General features: G+C 65.4%; 18 protein-coding genes and 1 tRNA gene. 17 read left to right on the forward strand and 2 right to left on the reverse strand.

The window, feature by feature from the left end:
- The first annotated feature begins 1 nt into the window (after position 1).
- From ACFOPH_RS13560 to ACFOPH_RS13620, 13 genes are all read left to right on the forward strand, one after another.
- On the forward strand, positions 2-433 hold the full coding sequence (locus ACFOPH_RS13560) for an ExbD/TolR family protein (RefSeq protein ID WP_312550431.1): 432 nt from the start codon (positions 2-4) through the stop codon (positions 431-433).
- A gap of 71 nt (positions 434-504) precedes the next feature.
- Complete coding sequence (locus ACFOPH_RS13565; RefSeq protein ID WP_312550430.1) at positions 505-936, forward strand: ExbD/TolR family protein; 432 nt, start codon at positions 505-507, stop codon at positions 934-936.
- Positions 937-1,005: 69 nt separating this feature from the next.
- On the forward strand, positions 1,006-2,235 hold the full coding sequence (locus tag ACFOPH_RS13570; protein WP_312550429.1) for a tetratricopeptide repeat protein: 1,230 nt from the start codon (positions 1,006-1,008) through the stop codon (positions 2,233-2,235).
- A gap of 174 nt (positions 2,236-2,409) precedes the next feature.
- Positions 2,410-3,426 carry a bifunctional riboflavin kinase/FAD synthetase gene (locus ACFOPH_RS13575; RefSeq protein ID WP_379735793.1) on the forward strand — a complete coding sequence of 339 codons (1,017 nt, stop codon included), beginning with the start codon at positions 2,410-2,412 and terminating at the stop codon, positions 3,424-3,426.
- Positions 3,427-3,496: 70 nt separating this feature from the next.
- Complete coding sequence (gene ileS / locus ACFOPH_RS13580) at positions 3,497-6,394, forward strand: isoleucine--tRNA ligase (RefSeq protein WP_379735795.1); 2,898 nt, start codon at positions 3,497-3,499, stop codon at positions 6,392-6,394.
- A gap of 68 nt (positions 6,395-6,462) precedes the next feature.
- A complete protein-coding gene (lspA, locus tag ACFOPH_RS13585) occupies positions 6,463-6,981 on the forward strand; it encodes a signal peptidase II (RefSeq protein WP_379735797.1) in 519 nt (172 codons plus the stop codon).
- 62 nt (positions 6,982-7,043) lie between these two features.
- Positions 7,044-8,264, forward strand: coding sequence for a bifunctional phosphopantothenoylcysteine decarboxylase/phosphopantothenate--cysteine ligase CoaBC (gene coaBC, locus ACFOPH_RS13590; protein WP_312553261.1), 1,221 nt, complete (start codon positions 7,044-7,046; stop codon positions 8,262-8,264).
- 20 nt (positions 8,265-8,284) lie between these two features.
- Entirely contained in the window at positions 8,285-8,734 is a 450-nt protein-coding gene (dut, locus tag ACFOPH_RS13595; RefSeq protein ID WP_312553260.1) for a dUTP diphosphatase, read from the forward strand.
- A 13-nt stretch (positions 8,735-8,747) separates the two neighbouring features.
- Positions 8,748-9,833, forward strand: coding sequence for a M48 family metalloprotease (locus tag ACFOPH_RS13600; protein ID WP_379735799.1), 1,086 nt, complete (start codon positions 8,748-8,750; stop codon positions 9,831-9,833).
- Positions 9,834-10,180: 347 nt separating this feature from the next.
- Entirely contained in the window at positions 10,181-11,191 is a 1,011-nt protein-coding gene (locus tag ACFOPH_RS13605; protein ID WP_312548027.1) for an XdhC family protein, read from the forward strand.
- A gap of 83 nt (positions 11,192-11,274) precedes the next feature.
- Positions 11,275-12,168 carry a DMT family transporter gene (locus tag ACFOPH_RS13610; protein ID WP_379735801.1) on the forward strand — a complete coding sequence of 298 codons (894 nt, stop codon included), beginning with the start codon at positions 11,275-11,277 and terminating at the stop codon, positions 12,166-12,168.
- On the forward strand, positions 12,168-13,058 hold the full coding sequence (locus ACFOPH_RS13615) for a DNA-3-methyladenine glycosylase family protein (RefSeq protein ID WP_379737931.1): 891 nt from the start codon (positions 12,168-12,170) through the stop codon (positions 13,056-13,058). The genes ACFOPH_RS13610 and ACFOPH_RS13615 overlap by 1 nt, the downstream gene beginning before the upstream one ends.
- 276 nt (positions 13,059-13,334) lie before the next feature.
- Positions 13,335-14,378: an IS110 family transposase gene (locus ACFOPH_RS13620; RefSeq protein WP_379732773.1), complete on the forward strand. Its 1,044-nt coding sequence runs from the start codon at positions 13,335-13,337 to the stop codon at positions 14,376-14,378.
- Between the two features lie 324 nt (positions 14,379-14,702).
- Here the strand turns inward: ACFOPH_RS13620 and ACFOPH_RS13625 are convergent, their stop codons facing one another.
- Complete coding sequence (locus tag ACFOPH_RS13625; protein WP_312548030.1) at positions 14,703-15,116, reverse strand: T6SS immunity protein Tdi1 domain-containing protein; 414 nt, start codon at positions 15,114-15,116, stop codon at positions 14,703-14,705.
- Positions 15,117-15,308: 192 nt separating this feature from the next.
- Positions 15,309-15,385, reverse strand: a tRNA-Met gene (locus ACFOPH_RS13630).
- A gap of 183 nt (positions 15,386-15,568) precedes the next feature.
- Between ACFOPH_RS13630 and ACFOPH_RS13635 the strand changes: the two genes are divergently transcribed.
- The 4 genes from ACFOPH_RS13635 (at position 15,569) to ACFOPH_RS13650 (ending at position 18,801) form a co-directional block, all read left to right on the forward strand.
- Positions 15,569-16,159 carry an NUDIX hydrolase gene (locus ACFOPH_RS13635; protein ID WP_379735803.1) on the forward strand — a complete coding sequence of 197 codons (591 nt, stop codon included), beginning with the start codon at positions 15,569-15,571 and terminating at the stop codon, positions 16,157-16,159.
- A 14-nt stretch (positions 16,160-16,173) separates the two neighbouring features.
- Positions 16,174-16,896, forward strand: coding sequence for a leucyl/phenylalanyl-tRNA--protein transferase (aat, locus tag ACFOPH_RS13640; RefSeq protein ID WP_312548032.1), 723 nt, complete (start codon positions 16,174-16,176; stop codon positions 16,894-16,896).
- 59 nt (positions 16,897-16,955) lie between these two features.
- Positions 16,956-17,684 carry an arginyltransferase gene (locus ACFOPH_RS13645; RefSeq protein ID WP_312548033.1) on the forward strand — a complete coding sequence of 243 codons (729 nt, stop codon included), beginning with the start codon at positions 16,956-16,958 and terminating at the stop codon, positions 17,682-17,684.
- A 79-nt stretch (positions 17,685-17,763) separates the two neighbouring features.
- Positions 17,764-18,801 (forward strand): quinone-dependent dihydroorotate dehydrogenase, encoded by a 1,038-nt coding sequence (locus ACFOPH_RS13650; protein ID WP_312548034.1) that lies wholly within the window; start codon positions 17,764-17,766, stop codon positions 18,799-18,801.
- Position 18,802: the final 1 nt, after the last annotated feature.

Consider the following 18,802-nt stretch of genomic DNA (forward strand, 5'->3'; position numbering starts at 1 on the left):
TATGGGAATGAGTGTCGGCTCCGATTCCGGAGATGATGATGCCGTGATGTCAGAAATCAACACGACGCCGCTCGTCGACATCATGTTGGTTCTTCTGATCATCTTCCTGATCACCAGCCCGGTGGTCCTGCAGCTGCAAAAGGTGAATCTGCCGGCAGAAACGAACCAGGTCACCAAGACTGCGCCGGAAGACATCAACATCACCGTCAACAAAGACGGCGAGATGTACTGGAACCAGACCCGCATCGCGAATACGGACGAGCTGTTCAAGTTCCTCGCGGAGCAGTCGGTGAAGGTGCCGCAGCCTGCAGTGAAAGTTCGTGGCGACCAAGAAACGCGCTACGAATCGATCGGTCGGGTGATCTACACGGCACAACGTGCTGGGGTACAGAAGGTCGGTTTCGTCATCGAACCACCTGATAAGGGCGGCTGATAAAGCTTCCCCGCAAACCGGGCTTCGGCCCGGTTTGCGACCGCGACCCCAACATTTGAAAAGGAAACACCATGGGTATGAACGTAGGTTCAGGCTCCGCCAAAGGAGCTGATCCGGAACCGATGATGGAAATGAACATGACGCCGCTGATCGACGTCCTGCTCGTTCTGATCATTATGCTGATCATCACGATTCCGAAGCAAAACCACTCGGTCAATCTGAACATGCCGGTTGGCACCCCGCCGCCGCAGACGGAAGAACCCCGGGTTGTGACGATCGACGTGGACTTCGACGGCACCGTTCTCTGGGACGGCCAGGTAGTCCAGGATCGTGCGACCCTGGAAGCCAAGATGAATGAAGTGGCAGCCCAGCCCAACCAGCCGGAAGTGCATCTGCGTCCGAACAAGCTGGTCGAGTACAAGGTTGTTGCCGGTGTCATGGCTACCGCCCAGCGTCTCGGCGTCACCAAGATCGGCATGGTCGGTAACGAGCAGTTCCAGTAACCGCACCAGGTTTGACCAACACGGCAGGGTTTCCCTGCCGTGTCCATTTTCAAAGAGGATTTTCGACACATGAGCAAATTCCGTCTCGCACACCTCGGCCTCGCACTGGCCGCCCTCGGCTTCACCGCAGCCACCCCTGTCATTGGCCTGGCCCCTGCCCACGCGGCGGAAGCCGTGCGCGCCGAGATCGGCAAGCCGCTGCAGGCAGCCCAGGCGTTGATGAAACAGGGCAAGCACAAGGATGCCCTGGCAAAACTGCGCGAAGCGGACAAGGTCGCCAACAAGACCGCCAACGAAAGCTTCCTGATCGAGCGCGTGCGCGCCTCGGCAGCATCGTCGGCCGGTGACTACGATACCGCCGCCAAGGCCTTCGAAGCCCTGATCGCTTCGGGCAAGCTGTCGGCCAGCGAGCGCAGCCAGTTCTCGGAAGGCTTGATCGGCATCTACATGCGCGCGGGCGACCTGAACAAGGCGAACGAAGCCATCCAGCGCCAGCTCAAGGACCGCGACGATCCGAAACTGCGCGCCTATTTGCTGCAGAACTATTACAAGCAGGGCAACATCGCTGCCCTGGAAACCGAGTTGCGCGCCGCCGAGAAGTCGGGCCGCATGAACGAAGACATGCTCGGCATGCTGGCCAACATCCAGCTCAAGAAGAACGACAAGGTCGGCTACGTCAACACCATCGAGAAACTGGCCGCCAACTACCCGAAGGCCCAGTACTGGAATGACCTGCTGAACCGCGTCCAGGGCAAACCGGGCTTCTCCGGCCGCCTGGCGGTGGACGTCTACCGCCTGAAGCTGGCGAACAACCTGATGAAGAAGCCGAGCGAGTTCATGGAAATGGCCCAGCTCGTGCTGCAGGCGAAGGCCCCGGCCGAAGCCCTGAAGGTCATCGACAAGGGCTACAAGAGCGGCGCCCTGGGCACCGGCCCGGATGCCGAACGCCACAAGCGCCTGAAGGACCTGGCCGAGAAGAACCTGGCCGACCAGAACAAGGGCTTTGCCGCCCTGGAAGCCGAATACACGGCCGCCAAGGACAACGACAGCCTGGTCGCCCTGGGTTACAGCCTGGTGCAGTCCGGCCAGGCCGACAAGGGCCTGAAGATGATGGAAGCCGCGATCAAGGCGGGCGGCCTGCGCTATGCCGACGAAGCCAAGCTGCGCCTGGGCGAAGCCTATGCCGTGGCCGGCAAGAAGCAGCAGGCGATCAGCACGCTGCGTACCGTGAGCGGCAAGGAAGGCACCGCCGACCTGGCCCGCTACTGGATCATGGCCATCAACAAGCCACTGGCCTGATTCCCGCGTTCCCGCGCCTGAAAACGCCGCCCCCTCCGGGCGGCGTTTTTTTTGGCCAACGTCCCCGTCCCCGCCAACCCTGGCCTGCTCTTCCGCTGTGCAACAAGCCTTTACCGTATAATCAGGTATTTCACCCTGGATTGACGTGCAGCCACCCAGCGGCACTCTGAACCAATGAAGGTATTTCGCGGACTTCCCAACGACCAGGCGCGTGCCCCTTGCGCCCTCACGATCGGCAACTTCGACGGTGTCCACCGCGGCCACCAGGCATTGCTTGCGCGCGTGCGGGCGGCAGCCGACAGCCTCGGGCTGGAAGCGGCCGTGATGACCTTCGAGCCCCATCCGCGCGAATATTTTGCGCGCCGCAGCGGGGATCTCAGCCGCGCCCCGGCACGCATCGCCAACCTGCGCGACAAGCTCGAGGCACTGGAAAACGGCGGCATCGACCGCGTCATCGTCGAACACTTCAACGAGCATTTCGCGGCGATGTCGCCGGAAGAATTCACCGAGCGCGTGCTGGTCGAGGGCCTGCACGTGAAATGGCTGATGGTGGGCGAGGACTTCTGCTATGGCGCCCGGCGCGCCGGCAACGTCGCCATGCTGGTCGAAGCGGGCAAGCGCCACGGCTTCCACGTCGAAACCCTGCCCACCGTGCTCGAAGGCGAACAGCGGATTTCCTCCTCGGCCGTGCGCGCTACCCTGGCCGCCGGCGACCTCGACGCCACCGGCGCCCTGCTCGGCCACCCGTATTCCATCTCCGGCCACGTGATCCATGGCCAGAAGCTCGGCCGCACGCTGGGCTTTCCGACGCTGAACCTGCGCGTCATGCACCGTCCCGCCCTGCAGGGCATCTTCGTGGTCCAGGTGCATGGCCTGGCCGACGGCCCGCTGCCGGCGGTCGCCAGCCTGGGCGTGCGCCCGACCGTCGAGGACGCCGGCCGCATGCTGCTCGAAGTGCACATCTTCGACTACGCCCAGCCCTGCTACGGCAAGCTGGTGCGCGTCGAATTCCTGCAGAAGCTGCGCGACGAGGAAAAATACGTCGACCTCGACACCCTGACCGCGGCCATCCACCGCGATGCCGAGCAGGCGCGCGCCTGGTTCGCGGCGCGCGACGCCCGCCGCGATGCCCCCGCCGGCTGCGGCGCGGCCAGCCGCGCCGGCGCCCTGACCGCCACCGACCGAATTTGACGCGCAGGCCACCACGCTTGCGCGGCCGCCCCTGGCTGGCCACTCCCGAACACTCCTCTTGAAGAAACATATGTCCGAAAACAGCAAACCCGTCCAGAATGCGCCTGCCCAGAAAGGCGCGAAGAAGCCTGAAAGCAAATATCCGGTCAACATGACCGATACCGCCTTCCCGATGCGCGGCGACCTCGCCAAGCGCGAACCGGGCTGGGTCAAGCAATGGCAGGACAAGAAGATCTACCAGCGCATCCGCAAGGCGGCGGCCGGCCGTCCGAAGTTCATCCTGCACGACGGTCCGCCGTATGCGAACGGCGACATCCACCTGGGCCACGCCGTCAACAAGATCCTGAAGGACATGGTCGTCAAGTCGCGCACCATGAGCGGCTTCGACGCGCCCTACGTGCCGGGCTGGGACTGCCACGGCATGCCAATCGAGATCCAGATCGAAAAACAGTTCGGCAAGAACCTACCGACCGCCGAGGTGCTGCAGAAAGCCCGCGCCTATGCCCTCGAACAGATCGACCGCCAGCGCGCCGGCTTCATCCGCCTGGGCGTGCTGGGCGAATGGGACAACCCCTACCTGACCATGGCCTACGGTAACGAGGCCGACGAACTGCGCGCCCTCGGCAAGCTGCTCGACAAGGGTTATGTCTACCGCGGCCTGAAGCCGGTCAACTGGTGCTTCGATTGCGGTTCGGCGCTGGCAGAAGCCGAAGTCGAATACCAGGACAAGCGCGACCCGGCGATCGACGTCGGTTTCCCGTTCGCGGAGCCAGAGAAAGTCGCGGCCGCCTTCGGTCTCGCGCAACTGCCGACCACGAACGGCTTCATCGTGATCTGGACCACGACGCCGTGGACCATCCCGTCGAACCAGGCCCTGAACGTGCATCCGGAAGTGAGCTACGCGCTGGTGCAGACCGAGCGTGACGGTCAACCGCTGCTGCTGCTCGTCGCCCAGGACCTGGCTGAGTCGGTCCTGCAGCGCTACAAGCTCGAAGGCCAGGTGATCGCCACCACGGTCGGCGAAAAGCTGTCGGAGATCCGCTTCAAGCACCCGCTGCACGCCGCCGATCCGTTCTACGACCGCACCTCGCCGGTCTACCTGGCCGACTACGTGACCACCGACAGCGGCACCGGCGTGGTGCACTCGGCTCCGGCCTACGGTCTGGAAGACTTCCAGTCCTGCAAGGCGCACGGCATGAAGGACGACCAGATCCTGAAACCGGTGATGGGCAATGGCGACTATGCGTCGACGCTGCCGCTGTTCGGCGGCATGAATATCTGGGAGGCTTCGCGTCCGATCTGCGACGCCCTGCGCGCCGCCGGCGCCCTGTTCGAACTCAAGATGTTCGACCACAGCTACATGCACTGCTGGCGCCACAAGACCCCGATCGTCTACCGCGCGACCAGCCAGTGGTTCGCCGGCATGGACATCACGCCGAAGGACGGCGGTGCTACCCTGCGCGAAACCGCGCTGGCCGGCATCGAGAAAACGCAGTTCTTCCCGGACTGGGGCCAGGCGCGCCTGCACGGCATGATCGCCAACCGTCCGGACTGGACCCTGTCGCGCCAGCGCCAGTGGGGCGTGCCGATGGCCTTCTTCATCCACAAGGAAACGGGCGAGCTGCATCCGCGCACCCCGGAACTGCTGGAGCAGGTCGCGAAACTGATCGAACAGAAGGGCATCGATGCCTGGCAGGCGCTCGACCCGCGCGAACTGCTGGGTATTGAGGCCGACCTCTACGAGAAGAACAAGGACACGCTCGACGTCTGGTTCGACTCGGGCACGACGCACGAGACCGTGCTGCGCGGCTCGCACAAGGAGCAGTCCGCCTTCCCGGCCGACCTCTACCTGGAAGGCTCGGACCAGCACCGCGGCTGGTTCCATTCGTCGCTGCTGACCTCGTCGATGCTGAACGGGGTTCCTCCTTATAAAGCGCTGCTGACCCACGGCTTCACGGTCGACGAGAACGGCAAGAAGATGTCCAAGTCGCTCGGCAACACGCTGGCGCCGCAGAAGATCTCCGACACGCTCGGCGCCGACATCCTGCGCCTGTGGGTGGCCTCGACCGACTACACGGGCGAACTGGCGATCAGCGAAGAGATCCTCAAGCGCGTGACGGAAGCCTACCGCCGCATCCGCAACACCCTGCGCTTCCTGCTGGCGAACACCTCGGACTTCGATCCGGCGAAGAATGCCGTGCCGGTCGCCGAGATGTTCGAGATCGACCGCTACGCGCTGGCCGAGACCGCGCGCCTGCAGCGCGACATCGGCGCCCACTTCGAACGCTACGAGTTCCACCCGGTGGTCGCGCGCCTGCAGAACTTCTGCTCGGAAGACCTGGGCGGCTTCTACCTCGACATCCTGAAGGACCGCCTGTACACCAGCGGCGTCGATTCCCTGGCCCGCCGCTCGGCCCAGACCGCGCTGTGGCACATCGCGCATTCCCTGCTGCGCGTGATGGCGCCGATCCTGTCCTTCACCGCCGAGGAAGCCTGGGCCGTGTTCGCCGGCCAGCAGGCCTTTGCCGACAGCGACGAGACCATCTTCACGCAAACCCTGTGGAGCTTCCCGGAGCTGGCGGATGGCGACGCGCTGCTGGCCAAGTACGCGGCGCTGCGCGAAGTACGCGCGGATGTCACCAAGCAGCTCGAGGAAGTGCGCGCTTCCGGCGCCATCGGCTCCTCGCTGCAGGCGGAACTGGCGATCCGCGCCGCCGGCGACAAGTACGATTTGCTGGCCAGCCTGGACGACGACCTGAAGTTCGTCTTCATCACCTCGCAGGCGAGCGTCGAGAAGGTCGACGACGCCGCCAACGAGGCGGTGAGCGTGACCCCGTCGGAAGCGGAAAAGTGCGAGCGCTGCTGGCACTACCGCCGCGACGTCGGCCACAACCACGAGCACGCCGGCCTGTGCGGCCGCTGCGTGGCCAACCTGTTCGGCGCCGGCGAAGCACGCCGTTTCGCGTAAGCAGCAGTACAGCAACCGCCATGTCGGCTCCCGGCATGGCGGTTTTTCACATCCGATCCGATAACCAAATGGCAACCAAGAAAAAACCAGGCATTTCCACGGTCCACAAATCCGGCGCCGGCATGACCCCGTGGCTGGGCATCGCCTTCATCATCGTGCTGATCGACCAGCTGACCAAGATCACGATCTCGAAACTGTTCGTCTACGGCGAATCTCTGCCGGTCACCAGTTTCTTCAACCTGGTGCTGGTGTACAACCCGGGCGCGGCCTTTTCCTTCCTGGGCGACCAGGGCGGCTGGCAGCGCTGGTTCTTCACCGCGATCGCGATCGGCGCGATCGGCTTCATCCTGTATCTGCTCAAGCGCAACGCCGGCCAGCGCCTGTTCTGCTGGTCGCTGGCGCTGATCCTGGGCGGCGCCGTCGGCAACGTGATCGACCGGGTCGCCTACGGCCACGTGATCGACTTCCTCGACTTCTACTGGCGCGGCGTCGGCCACTTCCCGGCCTTTAACGTCGCCGACATCGGCATCTCGATCGGCGCCTTCCTGTTCATCGTGGACGAACTGCGCCGCGTAAATAAAAACTAAGCAAGAACTAAGCAAGTCCCAAGCACAACCCAAGCAAGCTGAACAAGGAGACCGACATGAGCATGGACCTGAAGGGCAAGAAGATCGTCCTCGGCCTGTCCGGGGGCGTGGCCTGCTACAAGGCCGCCGAACTGTGCCGCGCGCTGGTCAAGCAGGGCGCCAGGGTGCACGTGGCGATGACCGAGGCCGCCACCCACTTCATCGGCCAGGTGACGCTGCAGGCGCTGTCCGGCAACCCGGTGTGGCTGGACCAGTGGGACCCGCGCATGCCCAACAACATGGCCCACATCGACCTCACGCGCGGCGCCGACGCGGTGCTGATCGCGCCCTGCTCGGCCGACTTCATCCGTAAACTCGCGCACGGCGTGTGCGACGACCTGCTCTCGACGCTGTGCCTGGCGCGTCCGCAGGGCGTGCCGCTGCTGGTCGCGCCGGCAATGAACGTCGAGATGTGGCAGAACCCGGCCACCCAGCGCAACGTCGCCACGCTGCTGCAGGATGGGGTTTGCATCTTCGGCCCCGCCGCCGGCGAACAGGCCTGCGGCGAAACCGGCCTGGGCCGCATGCTCGAACCCGAGCAGCTGCTGGAGGAACTGGTCGCCTCCTTCCAGCAGAAGGTCCTGGCGGGCAAGCGCGTCCTGATCACGGCCGGGCCGACCTTCGAGGCCATCGATCCGGTGCGCGGCATCACCAACCTGTCCTCGGGCAAGATGGGCTATGCGATCGCGCGCGCGGCGCGCGAGGCCGGCGCCGAGGTCACGCTGGTCTCCGGCCCGACCGCCCTGCCGACGCCGCACGGCGTGCGCCGCATCGACGTGCTGTCGGCCCAGCAGATGCACGACGCGGTCATGGCCCAGGTCGAGGGCCAACACGTGTTCGTCGGCGTGGCGGCGGTGGCCGACTGGCGCGTCGCCAACGCCAGCGAGCAGAAGCTGAAAAAGCAGGAAGGCGGCGCCCCGCCCCAGCTCGAATTCGTGCAGAACGCCGACATCCTGGCCTCGGTGGCGGCCACTACCTCGCTGTCGGGCTGGCCCTACTGCGTCGGCTTTGCCGCCGAGTCGGAAAACCTGGTCGCGTACGGCGCCGCCAAGCGCGAGAAAAAGGGCATCCCTCTGCTGGTCGGCAACATCGGCCACCACACCTTCGGGCAGGATGACAATTCCATCGTCCTGTTCGACGACAGCGGCCATACCGTGCTGCCGCGCGCCGACAAGCTGACGCTGGCGCGCCAGCTCATTTCCGAAATCGGCAAGCGCCTGGAACAGCGCTCGCTGCTCACCTGAATCACGAACCAGCAACACGCATGAAAAACATTGACGTAAAAATCCTCGACCCGCGCATGAAAGACCTGCTGCCGGCCTATGCAACGCCCGGCAGCGCGGGCCTGGACCTGCGCGCCTGCATCGACGCCCCGCTCACGCTCGAGCCGGGGCAGACCGTGCTGGTGCCGACCGGCCTGGCGATCCACGTGGCCGATCCCGGCTATGCGGCGATGATCCTGCCGCGCAGTGGGCTCGGCCATAAGAACGGCATCGTTCTGGGCAATCTGGTAGGCTTGATCGACTCCGACTACCAGGGGCAATTGATGGTGTCGACCTGGAACCGCGGTCACGCGAGCTTCACCCTGCAGCCGCTGGACCGGCTGGCGCAGCTGGTGATCGTGCCGGTGCTGCAGGTCGGCTTCAACGTGGTGGAGGAATTCGCAACCAGCGAACGGGGCGCCGGAGGGTTCGGCAGCACCGGAAAACAATAACACAAGGAGGACCATGATCCGCATCCATCGCCTGCGCCCGGGGGCGCTGGCAGTCTTTACCGCCCTGCTGCTGTCGGCCTGTACGACGCCAGGCCAGTTCGGCCAGACCGGCACCTTCCCTGGCGCCGCCACCGAGACGCCGCAGGGCCAGCCGCTCACCCCGCAAATGGCCGCAGCGGCCGACACGCTCACCACGATGGCCGCGCTGCAGGACCGCCTGTACCGCGTGGCCGCCCCGCTCCTGATCGACAACGCCGAACTGTGCACGAAACACGCACGCAACCTGCTCGGCTTCACGGCGAAGAACCGCTACTCGTATCCGGGCGAATACAACGAGGCCGCGCACCTGGCTTTCGGCATGGATGAACGGCTGCAGGTCACCGGCGTCCTGGCCGGCAGCGGCGCGGCCAAGGCCGGCCTGCGCCTGGGCGATGGCCTGGTGGCGGCCGGCGGCAAGCCGCTGCCGACCGGGCCGAACGCGCTGTCCGGCGCCGGCGCCGTGTTCGGCCCGATCGTCGCGTCGCAGCCGACCCTGCCGCTGACGGTCGAACGCGACGGCCGCAACCGCGACCTGAGCATCCCGGTCACGCGCGCCTGCAGCTTCGCGATCGAACTGGGCAACGCCGACAACGTCAACGCCTATGCCGACGGCCAGCGCGTGATGGTCACGCGCGGCATGATCGGCGTGACCAAGAACGACGACGAGCTGGCCTACGTGCTGGCGCGCACGATGGCGCACAACATGCTGAGCCATGCGGCGGCGCAGCGCAATTCGGCGACGATCGACAGCGTCATCACCAACCTGACGCGCGTGACGCCGGACCTGTCGATGCTGAACGGCAGCGCCGGCATCAAGGCCATGCCGGGCAACCTGGACGCGGCGGCCGACCGCCTCGGGATCTTCCTGCTGGCGCGCGCCGACTACAACATCGAGGGCGTCTCGGCGTTCTGGAAGCGCTTCGCGGCCAGCTATCCGGCCAGCGTGGCCAACGGCCATACCGCCAACCACCCGGCGCTGACGGCGCGCCTCGCCGCGATCGACGCCGCCGTGGCGGACGTCAAGGCCAAGCGCGCGGCGAAGAAGCCGATCACGCCGTGATGTGACCCGTTTGACCGGCCGCGTGTTCGCAATGGGACGCGGCCGGTCTTGCATGCGGTAACGTGTAAAGTATGCCAACACACCGCGTCGTTCCGCGTGGGCACAGCGTGCCCACCCTACTGTCAGCGTCGCGGTAACTTCAACCGGATCGTCAACGCTATCCGTAGGGTGGGCACCCTGTGCCCACGCCAACATCCGCACCACGTTACCGCCATTTCGCCCACACGGCAATCACATTGGCCGCGCTTCCATACGCACACCCGCGGCCCCTCCCCTCCCCGCCGACGCTCCCCCGGCTTTTTTTGTATCATTGTCATCCCTCACCAGCAGCGCCAGCAGACCGAACCATGGATAGCCTCGACCTGGAAGTACTCAAGACCGCCGCCGGCTGGATCGCCGCAGGCCACCGCTGCGAGCTGGTCACCGTGGTCAAGACCTGGGGCTCGAGCCCGCGCCCGATCGGCGCCACCCTGGCGGTGCGCGGCGATGGCCGCGTGATCGGCTCGGTGTCCGGCGGCTGCATCGAGGACGACCTGATCGAGAACGTGCGCGCCAAGGGCATTTCCCCGGACGCCAAGCCGCACATCGTCAGCTACGGCATCAGCGCCGACGACGCCCACCGCTTCGGCCTGCCCTGCGGCGGCACCATCGAGCTGGCCGTCGAGCCGCTGCATGCCGGCAGCGGCCTGCCTGAACTGCTGCACCGTCTCGAAGGCGGCGAACTGCTCGAGCGCCGGCTCGACCTGAACAGCGGCGTCGTCACGCTGGCGCCTGCGGCACCGGGCGCCGTGCTGCGCGTCGAGAACGAAAGCCTCACCACCGTGCACGGCCCGCGCTGGCGCCTGATCATCATCGGCGCCGGCCCGCTGTCGCGTTTCCTGGCCCAGGTCGCCAGCGGCATGGACTACCGCGTCAGCGTCTGCGATCCGCGCGAGGAATACCGCGCCGACTGGAACGTACCCGGCGTCGAGCTGCTGCACGCCATGCCCGACGACGTCGTGATCGAGGCGCGCCTGGATGCTCGCAGCGCCGTGGTCGCGTTGACGCACGACCCGAAGCTCGACGACCTGGCCCTGATGGAAGCGCTGAAGTCGGATGCCTTCTACGTCGGCGCGATCGGCTCGCGCCTGAACAATGCCAAGCGCCGCGAGCGCCTCAGGCTGTTCGACCTCACCGATGCCGAGCTCGACCGCCTGCACGGTCCGATCGGCCTCTACATCGGCAGCAAAACGCCGGCCGAGATCGCGATTGCGATCCTGGCCGAGATGACCGCCATCAAGAACGGCGTGCCGGCGGCGATGCTGGTGCCGCACGCGGCCGCGCCCCAGCCGGCCGGGACCGTGGCCTGCGGACCTTGAACCTTATCGCTATTCGATAGCAACAAACAGGATGCGTGCAACGACGGCGCGCGTCACGATGCGCCTTTGCCGGCCATAAGCACATGAACACTTCTAATTTCCTGCGCCTCCTGCTGCTGGCCGCCATCTGGGGCGGCTCCTTCCTCTTCATGCGCATCGGCGCGCCGGTGCTGGGGCCGGCCGTGCTGATCGAGTACCGGGTGCTGTTCGCCGCGCTGTTCCTGGCGACCGTCGGCCTGGCGCTGCGCAAGCGGCTCGACCTGCGCGCCAACTGGAAGCATTACCTGATGCTGGGCTTCTTCAACTCGGCGCTGCCCTTCCTGCTGTTCGCCTACGGCGCGCGCACGCTCAGCGCTTCGGTGCTGTCGGTGCTGAACGCCACCGCGCCGATGTGGGGTGCCCTGCTCGGCGCCGTCTGGGGCCGCCATCCGATCAACCTGAAGACCGGCATCGGCCTGGTGCTGGGCACGGCCGGCGTGGCCCTGCTGGTCGGTTTCGACGACGTCTCGACGCGCCCGGGCGCCGCCATCGCGATCGCGGCCGCGTTGGCGGCGGCGCTGTGCTACAGCATCGCCAGCCTGTACGCCAAGTCGGCGAAAAGCGTCGAGCCCTTCGCCAATGCCCACGGCACCATGTGGGCCGCGACCCTGTTCGTGCTGCCGGCCCTGCCCTTCTTCCCGGCGCCCAGCACGCCCACGCCCGGCGTCTGGGCGGCGGTGCTGGCCCTGGGCGTGCTGTGCAGCGGCATCGCCTACCTGATCTATTTCCGCCTGATCGAGGAAGTCGGCCCGACTTCGGCGCTGACGGTGACCTTCCTGAACCCGGTGTTCGGCATCCTGTGGGGCGCACTGTTCCTGGGCGAAGTAGTGGGCTGGCACACCCTGGCGGGCTCGGCCATCGTGCTGGTCGGCACCGCCCTCGTCACCGGTTTCGTACCGCGCCTGGGACGTGGCGCACCCGCCGCTGCCGGCAAATGATGACTGCGCACACGCTGATCCTGCCGCTGCCGGCCCAGTACCGTATCGAGGACGTGCTGGCCTTCCATGCACGCGATGCCGAAGGCCTGGCCGAGCAGGTCGGCGCAGATAACGTGCGCAAGGCCGTGCTGCTGGACGGGGTGCCGGTGCTGTTCGATGTGCGCCTTGGCGCGGACGCGGCCGCGTGCCGGATCGAGGCCGACGGCGCGCTCGGCGAGGGCGCGCAGGTGCTGGCGCAAGATGCGCTGCGCAACATCCTGGCGCTGCGCATCGACCCGGCGCCGTTCGCCGACGTCGTGCGCGACGACGCCGCCTTCGGCCCGCTGGTGCGGCGCCAGCCAGGCCTGCGCATCGTGCAGTCCGCCACCGTGTTCGAGGCGCTGACCTGGGCCATCATCGGCCAGCAGATCAACCTGCCGTTCGCGATCAGCCTGCGCCGCACCTTCATCGAACAGGCGGGACGCAGGCACAGCAGCGGCCTGTGGTGCTACCCCGAGGCCGCCGACGTCGCGCGCCTGGATCTCGAAACGCTGACCAGCCGCAAGTTCTCGCGCGCCAAGGCCGAGACCCTGCTGCGCGTGGCGCGCCTGGCGGCCGAGGGCGAGCTGGTGCTGCGCCAGGACGACGCCCCTGAGCGCGCCGGCGCCGCCCTGCTTGCCATCAAGGGCATCGGCCCCTGGACCGTCAACTACACCCTGCTGCGCGGCTACGGTTATGCCGACTGCTCGCTGCACGGGGACGTGGCGGTGCGCAGCGCGATCGGACGCTTGACCGGCGCCGCCACGAAGCCGGACATCGCGCAGGCCGAAGCCTGGCTCGCCGCCTACCGGCCGCACCGGACGATGGCGGCGGCGTATTTGTGGGCGAGCCTGAGCCAGCCGGCCGGGTGAACGCCGCCGGCTAGTAGGGTGGGCGGCTGCACCCCGGTGTGTGCATCGTCGCACCTGATGCGCCGCCCACGCGGCGATCGTTGGCGCCTCCGTGACCGCGCCGAATGATCTTGCCGATAACTATCACCGCGTGGGCAGCGCACCGGCCGCGTGTCTTCACGCGGTCGGGTCGAGCTGCCCACCCTAATGTGATGGACTCCACCCTCCTGATATCGGCATCATTGTGCCAAGCGTGCCAGATTGGACTGGCAAGCTAAAACAAGAGGGGGAGTCACCATGAATGCTAGCGCAAAAGTGGTTGGTTTGGATATTGCGAAGGACGTGTTCTTCGCGGTCGGGCTCGATGGACACGGCAAGCGGGTGTTCAAGCGTAAGCTTTCTCGAGACCAGGTGCTTGCGCAGTTCGCGCAGATGGCCCCGGCGATGATTGGTATCGAAGCCTGCGCAGGTTCGCATTACTGGGCACGCAAGCTCGTGGAAATGGGGCACGACGCCAAACTGATTGCGGCCCAACACGTCAGGGCATATGTCACTGGTAACAAAAACGACATGAACGACGCTGCTGCAATTGCCGAGGCACGCTCGCGCGGTTCGACCAAGTATGTGCCGATCAATACGGCTGCACAGCAAGATTTACAGATGCTGCACCGCGCTCGCAGCGCCCTGATGACAGAACGGGTGGCGATGATCAACAGGATCCGGGCATTTGCCGGCGAATATGGCCGGGTATTTCCCAAGCGCGTGGAAAGATTGCGCGACGGACTGAAAGCATGGCTGAACGATCCGGACAATGGTTTGTCTGGTATGGCCCTGGAGACATTCCGGGAGCTCAAGGCCCAGCTGGACGACAAGGACGAGAGGATTCAGGCGTACGACCGACGTTTGAATCAGGCAGCCAGGTCGGAACTGGCGAAGAAACTGATGGAAGTGCCGGGTGTAGGGCCGTTGACGGCAACGGCAGTGCAGGCAACGATCGCCGATCCGCACCACTACAAGAGCGCGCGAGACTTTGCAGCGAATTTAGGCCTCGTGCCACGCGAGCATAGCAGTGGAGGCAAGCAGCGCTTGTATGGCATTACCTGCAGGGGCGACAGCTACCTGCGCACCCTGCTCATACACGGAGCGCGCAGTGCGCTGAGAACAGCAAGCGGCAAGCCCGACAAGCTGCTGCAATGGGCAACAAGGCTGGCAGAACGGCGCAGTTTCAACGTTGCCGCGACTGCGCTGGCCAACAAGATGGCCAGGGTGATCTGGGCGCTGATCGCGCACGGACGTCCTTATGTTCCGGCCTGGTCGAAAGACACGCCCAGGCCGGCCTGAAAAGACTGTCGAGTAACTCAGCAACAACAAGGAGCAATCGCCAAGTTTGCGACGAGAAGAACGAATGATGCCAACAGGTCGAACCGGCGTCGGGTGAATCCGTAAACTGTAGTGGCCATCAAGGCCGTCACCCTATGAGGATCCTGACGCGCGTATCACATCAGGGCCAGAGCACTGGAAACGCTCAACATACAGGCCGAATAGATACAAGCAAACTCTTCCTAACGGCAAAAATTCAATCTTCTTCTTGCAAATCGGGTGGAGTCCATAGATACGGTCCCGAACGCCGTCGCCCGGTTCGCCACGCGCCGCCCACTTCGCAGTTCAGCACCAGCGCGGCAAGCCCTCGAACTGCTGCGCGCCCTCCCCTGAAAAACGGATCAGCTCAGACAGCGGCACGGTCGCCAGGTTGTCGCGCCCGTAGTGACCGCCGAGCGCACTGGGAATCTTGAGGCAGTATGTGCGGTCTTCGGTCAGCGGACCCAGCGTGGATTCGGCCAGGTCGACCAGTTCCGGCATATACCAGTCGTTCAGGAAGTCCTGGTTATAGGACAGCGCATCCAGGGCCGCGCGGTCTTCTGCGACCGGCTCGCAGCACAGGTCTTGCGGACGCAGCCGCCAATAGCTGCCGTCGGCGTCGCGAATGATCAGATTGCCGAAGGCATTCGCGCCCAGCACCTCGACGGCGGTCAGGCCCACCCAGCCCCAGGCCTCGTTGATGTCGTCAACAGTAATCATGGTCGAATCCGTCATCGTCATGGAGTCAATGGCATGGCACGTGCACACAGCCGAGCCAGCCAACAGTTGGACACTGCCGGGTTCGCCAAGTGCCGTCAACGCGCAGCCCGCTTGATCCTGATCGAGAGTTTTCGGAAGGAAAATGGAAAAAGCCGCTGTTTCCTTTGAAGAAAACAGCGGCTTTTCGAATTCTGGTTGCGGGGACAGGATTTGAACCTGTGACCTTCGGGTTATGAGCCCGACGAGCTGCCAGACTGCTCCACCCCGCGTCTGATGAAATGAATTATACGCCCCTTCGCCGGTTTAGGCAAACTTAATCCTGGCACGATGTGCGATTGCAGCAGCAAAGGGGGCACCGACAGCCCGCGGCCGCTCGGGACGCGCCCCGCACTGACGGCACAGCCGGGCCATTCGGGTGTAAAGTAGGCACACATTCATTTCCGCCATTTTTTATGAAATTCTGTTCCGAGTGCGGCCATGCGGTCGCGCTGGCCATTCCCGAAGGCGACAACCGGCCCCGCCATGTGTGCTCGCAGTGTGGCACGATCCATTACCAGAATCCAAAGATGGTGATCGGCACGATTCCAGTATGGGAGCAGGACGGGCAGCTGCAGGTCCTGCTGTGCCGGCGCGCGATCGAACCGCGCTACGGCTACTGGACCCTGCCCGCGGGCTTCATGGAAAACGGCGAAACCACCGGCGAGGCCGCGGCACGCGAAACGGACGAGGAGGCCGGCGCCAACATCGAGCTCGGCAAGCTGTTTGCCCTGCTCAACGTCGCGCACGTGCACCAGGTGCACATGTTCTACCTGGCCGCCCTGCGCGACCTGGACTTCCATCCCGGCGAGGAGAGCCTCGAAGTGCAGCTGTTCGCCGAGCGCGACATCCCTTGGGACGAGCTGGCTTTCCCGACCATCCGCAAGACGCTGGAACTGTTTTTCGAAGATCGCGTCAAAATGCGCGAGGGCGGCCAGCAGGTCGGTTACGGGTTCCACAGCCACGACATCGTCCGCCCGATGATCGCCCCGCGCGAACCCGACTGACCAGCGAGCACGCCATGATTCCCTGGCTCGACGCGCATACGCCGTTTCCCGACGTGTCCGAGGCGCTGACCATCGACGCGCCCGGCCTGCTCGCGGCCGGCGCCGACCTGTCGCCGCAGCGCCTGCTGCTGGCCTACCAGAACGGCATCTTCCCCTGGTTCTCCGAAGGCCAGCCCATCCTCTGGTGGAGCACCGACCCGCGCATGGTGCTCAAGACGGGCCAGTTCAAGATCAGCGACAGCCTGAAGAAAACCCTGCGCCGCATCGAACGCAGCCGCACGAGCGGCGGACGCTGGCAGGTGCGCTTCGACAGTGCCTTCGACGCCGTGATGCGCGCCTGCGCCGCGCCGCGCAAGGACGGGCCCGGCACCTGGATTTCCGAAGACATCATCGCTGGCTATACCGGCCTGCACCGGATGGGCTATGCCCACTCGTCCGAGGTCTGGCTCGACGGCGAACTGGTCGGCGGCGCCTATGGCGTCTGCATCGGCCGCATGTTCTATGGCGAGTCGATGTTCGCGCGCGTCTCCGACGCCTCGAAAGTCGCGCTCGCTTACCTGGTCGCCTTCCTGCGCGCGCATGGCGTGCAGATGATCGATTGCCAGCAGGAGACCGGCCACCTGGCCTCGCTGGGCGCGGCGCCGATTCCGCGCAGCGTCTTCCTGCAGCACCTGCGTTCGGCGATCCGCGAGCCGGCCATCGAACGCTGGGAAGTGGCGCCACCGTTGACTGGCTAACCGTGCGCGCCCTGTTGATTCGTTAGAATAGGTTCATCACGTCGTCTCGAGAGTCCTGCATGACGCACCTTAATGACCTGCCCTTCTCCACGCTGCAGTTCTACACGACCGCGCCCTACCCCTGCAGCTATCTGGATGCGCGCCAGGCGCGCTCGCAGGTGGCCACGCCTTCGCACCTGATCAATGCCGACGTGTACTCCGAGCTCGTGAAGAACGGCTTCCGCCGCAGCGGCATCTTCACCTACCGGCCGTATTGCGACGGCTGCCAGGCCTGCATCCCGGTGCGCGTGCGCTGCGCCGACTTCGCGCCGAACCGCGCGCAGCGCCGCGCCTGGAAACGCCACGAGGACCTGACCGCCATGGTGGCCAACCTGTCTTTCTCGGACGAGCATTACGCGCTCTACCTGCGCTACCAGACCACGCGCCACGTCGGCGGCGGCATGGACCAGGACAGCCGCGACCAGTACGCCCAGTTCCTGCTGCAAAGCCGGGTCAACACGCGCCTGGTCGAGTTCCGCGAGCCCGACGGTACGCTACGGATGGTGTCGATCATCGACGTGCTGTCCGACGGCCTGTCCTCGGTCTACACCTTCTTCGATCCGGACGTGCCCGGCGCTTCCTTCGGTACCTACAACATCATGTGGCAGGTCGGCCAGGCGCGCGAGCTGGGCCTGCCCTTCGTCTACCTCGGCTACTGGATCGAGCAGAGCCCGAAGATGGCCTACAAGATCAATTTCCGCCCGCTGGAAGCGCGCATCGGCGGGAAGTGGGGCATCCTGGATCGGTAGGGTGGGCGGGTAGCCGCAGCAATTGTCGAAACGGCACACGCGCACGGTACAATGTTGCGACCATTTCCAAGAGCGTTCCATGTCCGACAAACTCCTGTACACCCTCGCCCGCCCCCTGCTGTTCGCGCTGCCGCCTGAAACCGCCCACAACCTGACCCTGCCGGCCCTGCGCCGCGCCGCCGAGCGCGGCATGACCGGCATGTTCAGGAAGCCCGCGCCCGATCCGCGCACCGTGATGGGCATCACTTTTCCGAACCCGGTCGGCCTTGCCGCCGGCCTCGACAAGGACGGCGCCTACATCGACGGCTTGGCCGCGCTCGGCTTCGGCTCGATCGAGATCGGCACCGTCACCCCGCGCGCCCAGGCCGGCAACCCGAAGCCGCGCATGTTCCGCCTGCCGGCTGCGCAAGGCATCATCAACCGCATGGGTTTCAACAACGGCGGCGTCGACGCGTTTGTCGCGAATGTACAAGCGTCGCGCTTCTACCAGGAAAAGCAGGGCGTACTCGGCCTGAACATCGGCAAGAACGCCGACACGCCGATCGAGCGCGCGGCCGAGGATTACCTGCACTGCCTGCGCAAGGTCTACCCTTACGCCAGCTACGTCACGGTCAACATCTCCTCGCCGAACACCAAGAACCTGCGCCAACTGCAGGGCGCCTCCGAGCTGGACGACCTGCTGTCGCAGCTGAAGCTTGAACAGACCCGCCTGGCGGACGCGAGCGGACGCTACGTGCCGCTGGCACTGAAGATCGCCCCGGACATCGACGCCGACCAGATCCAGAACATCGCCGGCGCCCTGCTGCGCCACAAGATCGACGGCGTGATCGCCACCAACACCACGCTCAGCCGCAACCACGTCGCCGGCATGCGCCACGGCAAAGAGACCGGCGGCCTGTCGGGCGCGCCGGTGTTCGACCTGTCGAACATCGTGGTGCGCGAGATGAAGAAGGTACTGGGCGACGCGGTGCCGATCATCGGCGTCGGCGGCATCCTGTCGGGGCTTGATGCGAAGGAAAAGATGGCGGCCGGCGCCCAGCTGGTGCAGCTGTACAGCGGCCTGATCTACCGCGGCCCGGCGCTGGTGCGCGAGTGCGCGGACGCATTGAAGAACTAAG

Origin of the sequence: Massilia haematophila, from assembly GCF_042647645.1 — a bacterium.
Classification (GTDB): Bacteria; Pseudomonadota; Gammaproteobacteria; order Burkholderiales; family Burkholderiaceae_D; genus Telluria; species Telluria haematophila.

What these genes read in the sequence shown, in the direction of transcription:
- ACFOPH_RS13560 (WP_312550431.1), top strand. Translation starts at nt 2, where the DNA reads ATGGGAATGAGTGTCGGCTCCGATTCCGGAGATGATGATGCCGTGATG.
- ACFOPH_RS13565 (WP_312550430.1), top strand. Translation starts at nt 505, where the DNA reads ATGGGTATGAACGTAGGTTCAGGCTCCGCCAAAGGAGCTGATCCGGAA.
- ACFOPH_RS13570 (WP_312550429.1), top strand. Translation starts at nt 1,006, where the DNA reads ATGAGCAAATTCCGTCTCGCACACCTCGGCCTCGCACTGGCCGCCCTC.
- ACFOPH_RS13575 (WP_379735793.1), top strand. Translation starts at nt 2,410, where the DNA reads ATGAAGGTATTTCGCGGACTTCCCAACGACCAGGCGCGTGCCCCTTGC.
- ileS (WP_379735795.1), top strand. Translation starts at nt 3,497, where the DNA reads ATGTCCGAAAACAGCAAACCCGTCCAGAATGCGCCTGCCCAGAAAGGC.
- lspA (WP_379735797.1), top strand. Translation starts at nt 6,463, where the DNA reads ATGGCAACCAAGAAAAAACCAGGCATTTCCACGGTCCACAAATCCGGC.
- coaBC (WP_312553261.1), top strand. Translation starts at nt 7,044, where the DNA reads ATGGACCTGAAGGGCAAGAAGATCGTCCTCGGCCTGTCCGGGGGCGTG.
- dut (WP_312553260.1), top strand. Translation starts at nt 8,285, where the DNA reads ATGAAAAACATTGACGTAAAAATCCTCGACCCGCGCATGAAAGACCTG.
- ACFOPH_RS13600 (WP_379735799.1), top strand. Translation starts at nt 8,748, where the DNA reads ATGATCCGCATCCATCGCCTGCGCCCGGGGGCGCTGGCAGTCTTTACC.
- ACFOPH_RS13605 (WP_312548027.1), top strand. Translation starts at nt 10,181, where the DNA reads ATGGATAGCCTCGACCTGGAAGTACTCAAGACCGCCGCCGGCTGGATC.
- ACFOPH_RS13610 (WP_379735801.1), top strand. Translation starts at nt 11,275, where the DNA reads ATGAACACTTCTAATTTCCTGCGCCTCCTGCTGCTGGCCGCCATCTGG.
- ACFOPH_RS13615 (WP_379737931.1), top strand. Translation starts at nt 12,168, where the DNA reads ATGACTGCGCACACGCTGATCCTGCCGCTGCCGGCCCAGTACCGTATC.
- ACFOPH_RS13620 (WP_379732773.1), top strand. Translation starts at nt 13,335, where the DNA reads ATGAATGCTAGCGCAAAAGTGGTTGGTTTGGATATTGCGAAGGACGTG.
- ACFOPH_RS13625 (WP_312548030.1), bottom strand. Translation starts at nt 15,116, where the DNA reads ATGATTACTGTTGACGACATCAACGAGGCCTGGGGCTGGGTGGGCCTG.
- ACFOPH_RS13635 (WP_379735803.1), top strand. Translation starts at nt 15,569, where the DNA reads ATGAAATTCTGTTCCGAGTGCGGCCATGCGGTCGCGCTGGCCATTCCC.
- aat (WP_312548032.1), top strand. Translation starts at nt 16,174, where the DNA reads ATGATTCCCTGGCTCGACGCGCATACGCCGTTTCCCGACGTGTCCGAG.
- ACFOPH_RS13645 (WP_312548033.1), top strand. Translation starts at nt 16,956, where the DNA reads ATGACGCACCTTAATGACCTGCCCTTCTCCACGCTGCAGTTCTACACG.
- ACFOPH_RS13650 (WP_312548034.1), top strand. Translation starts at nt 17,764, where the DNA reads ATGTCCGACAAACTCCTGTACACCCTCGCCCGCCCCCTGCTGTTCGCG.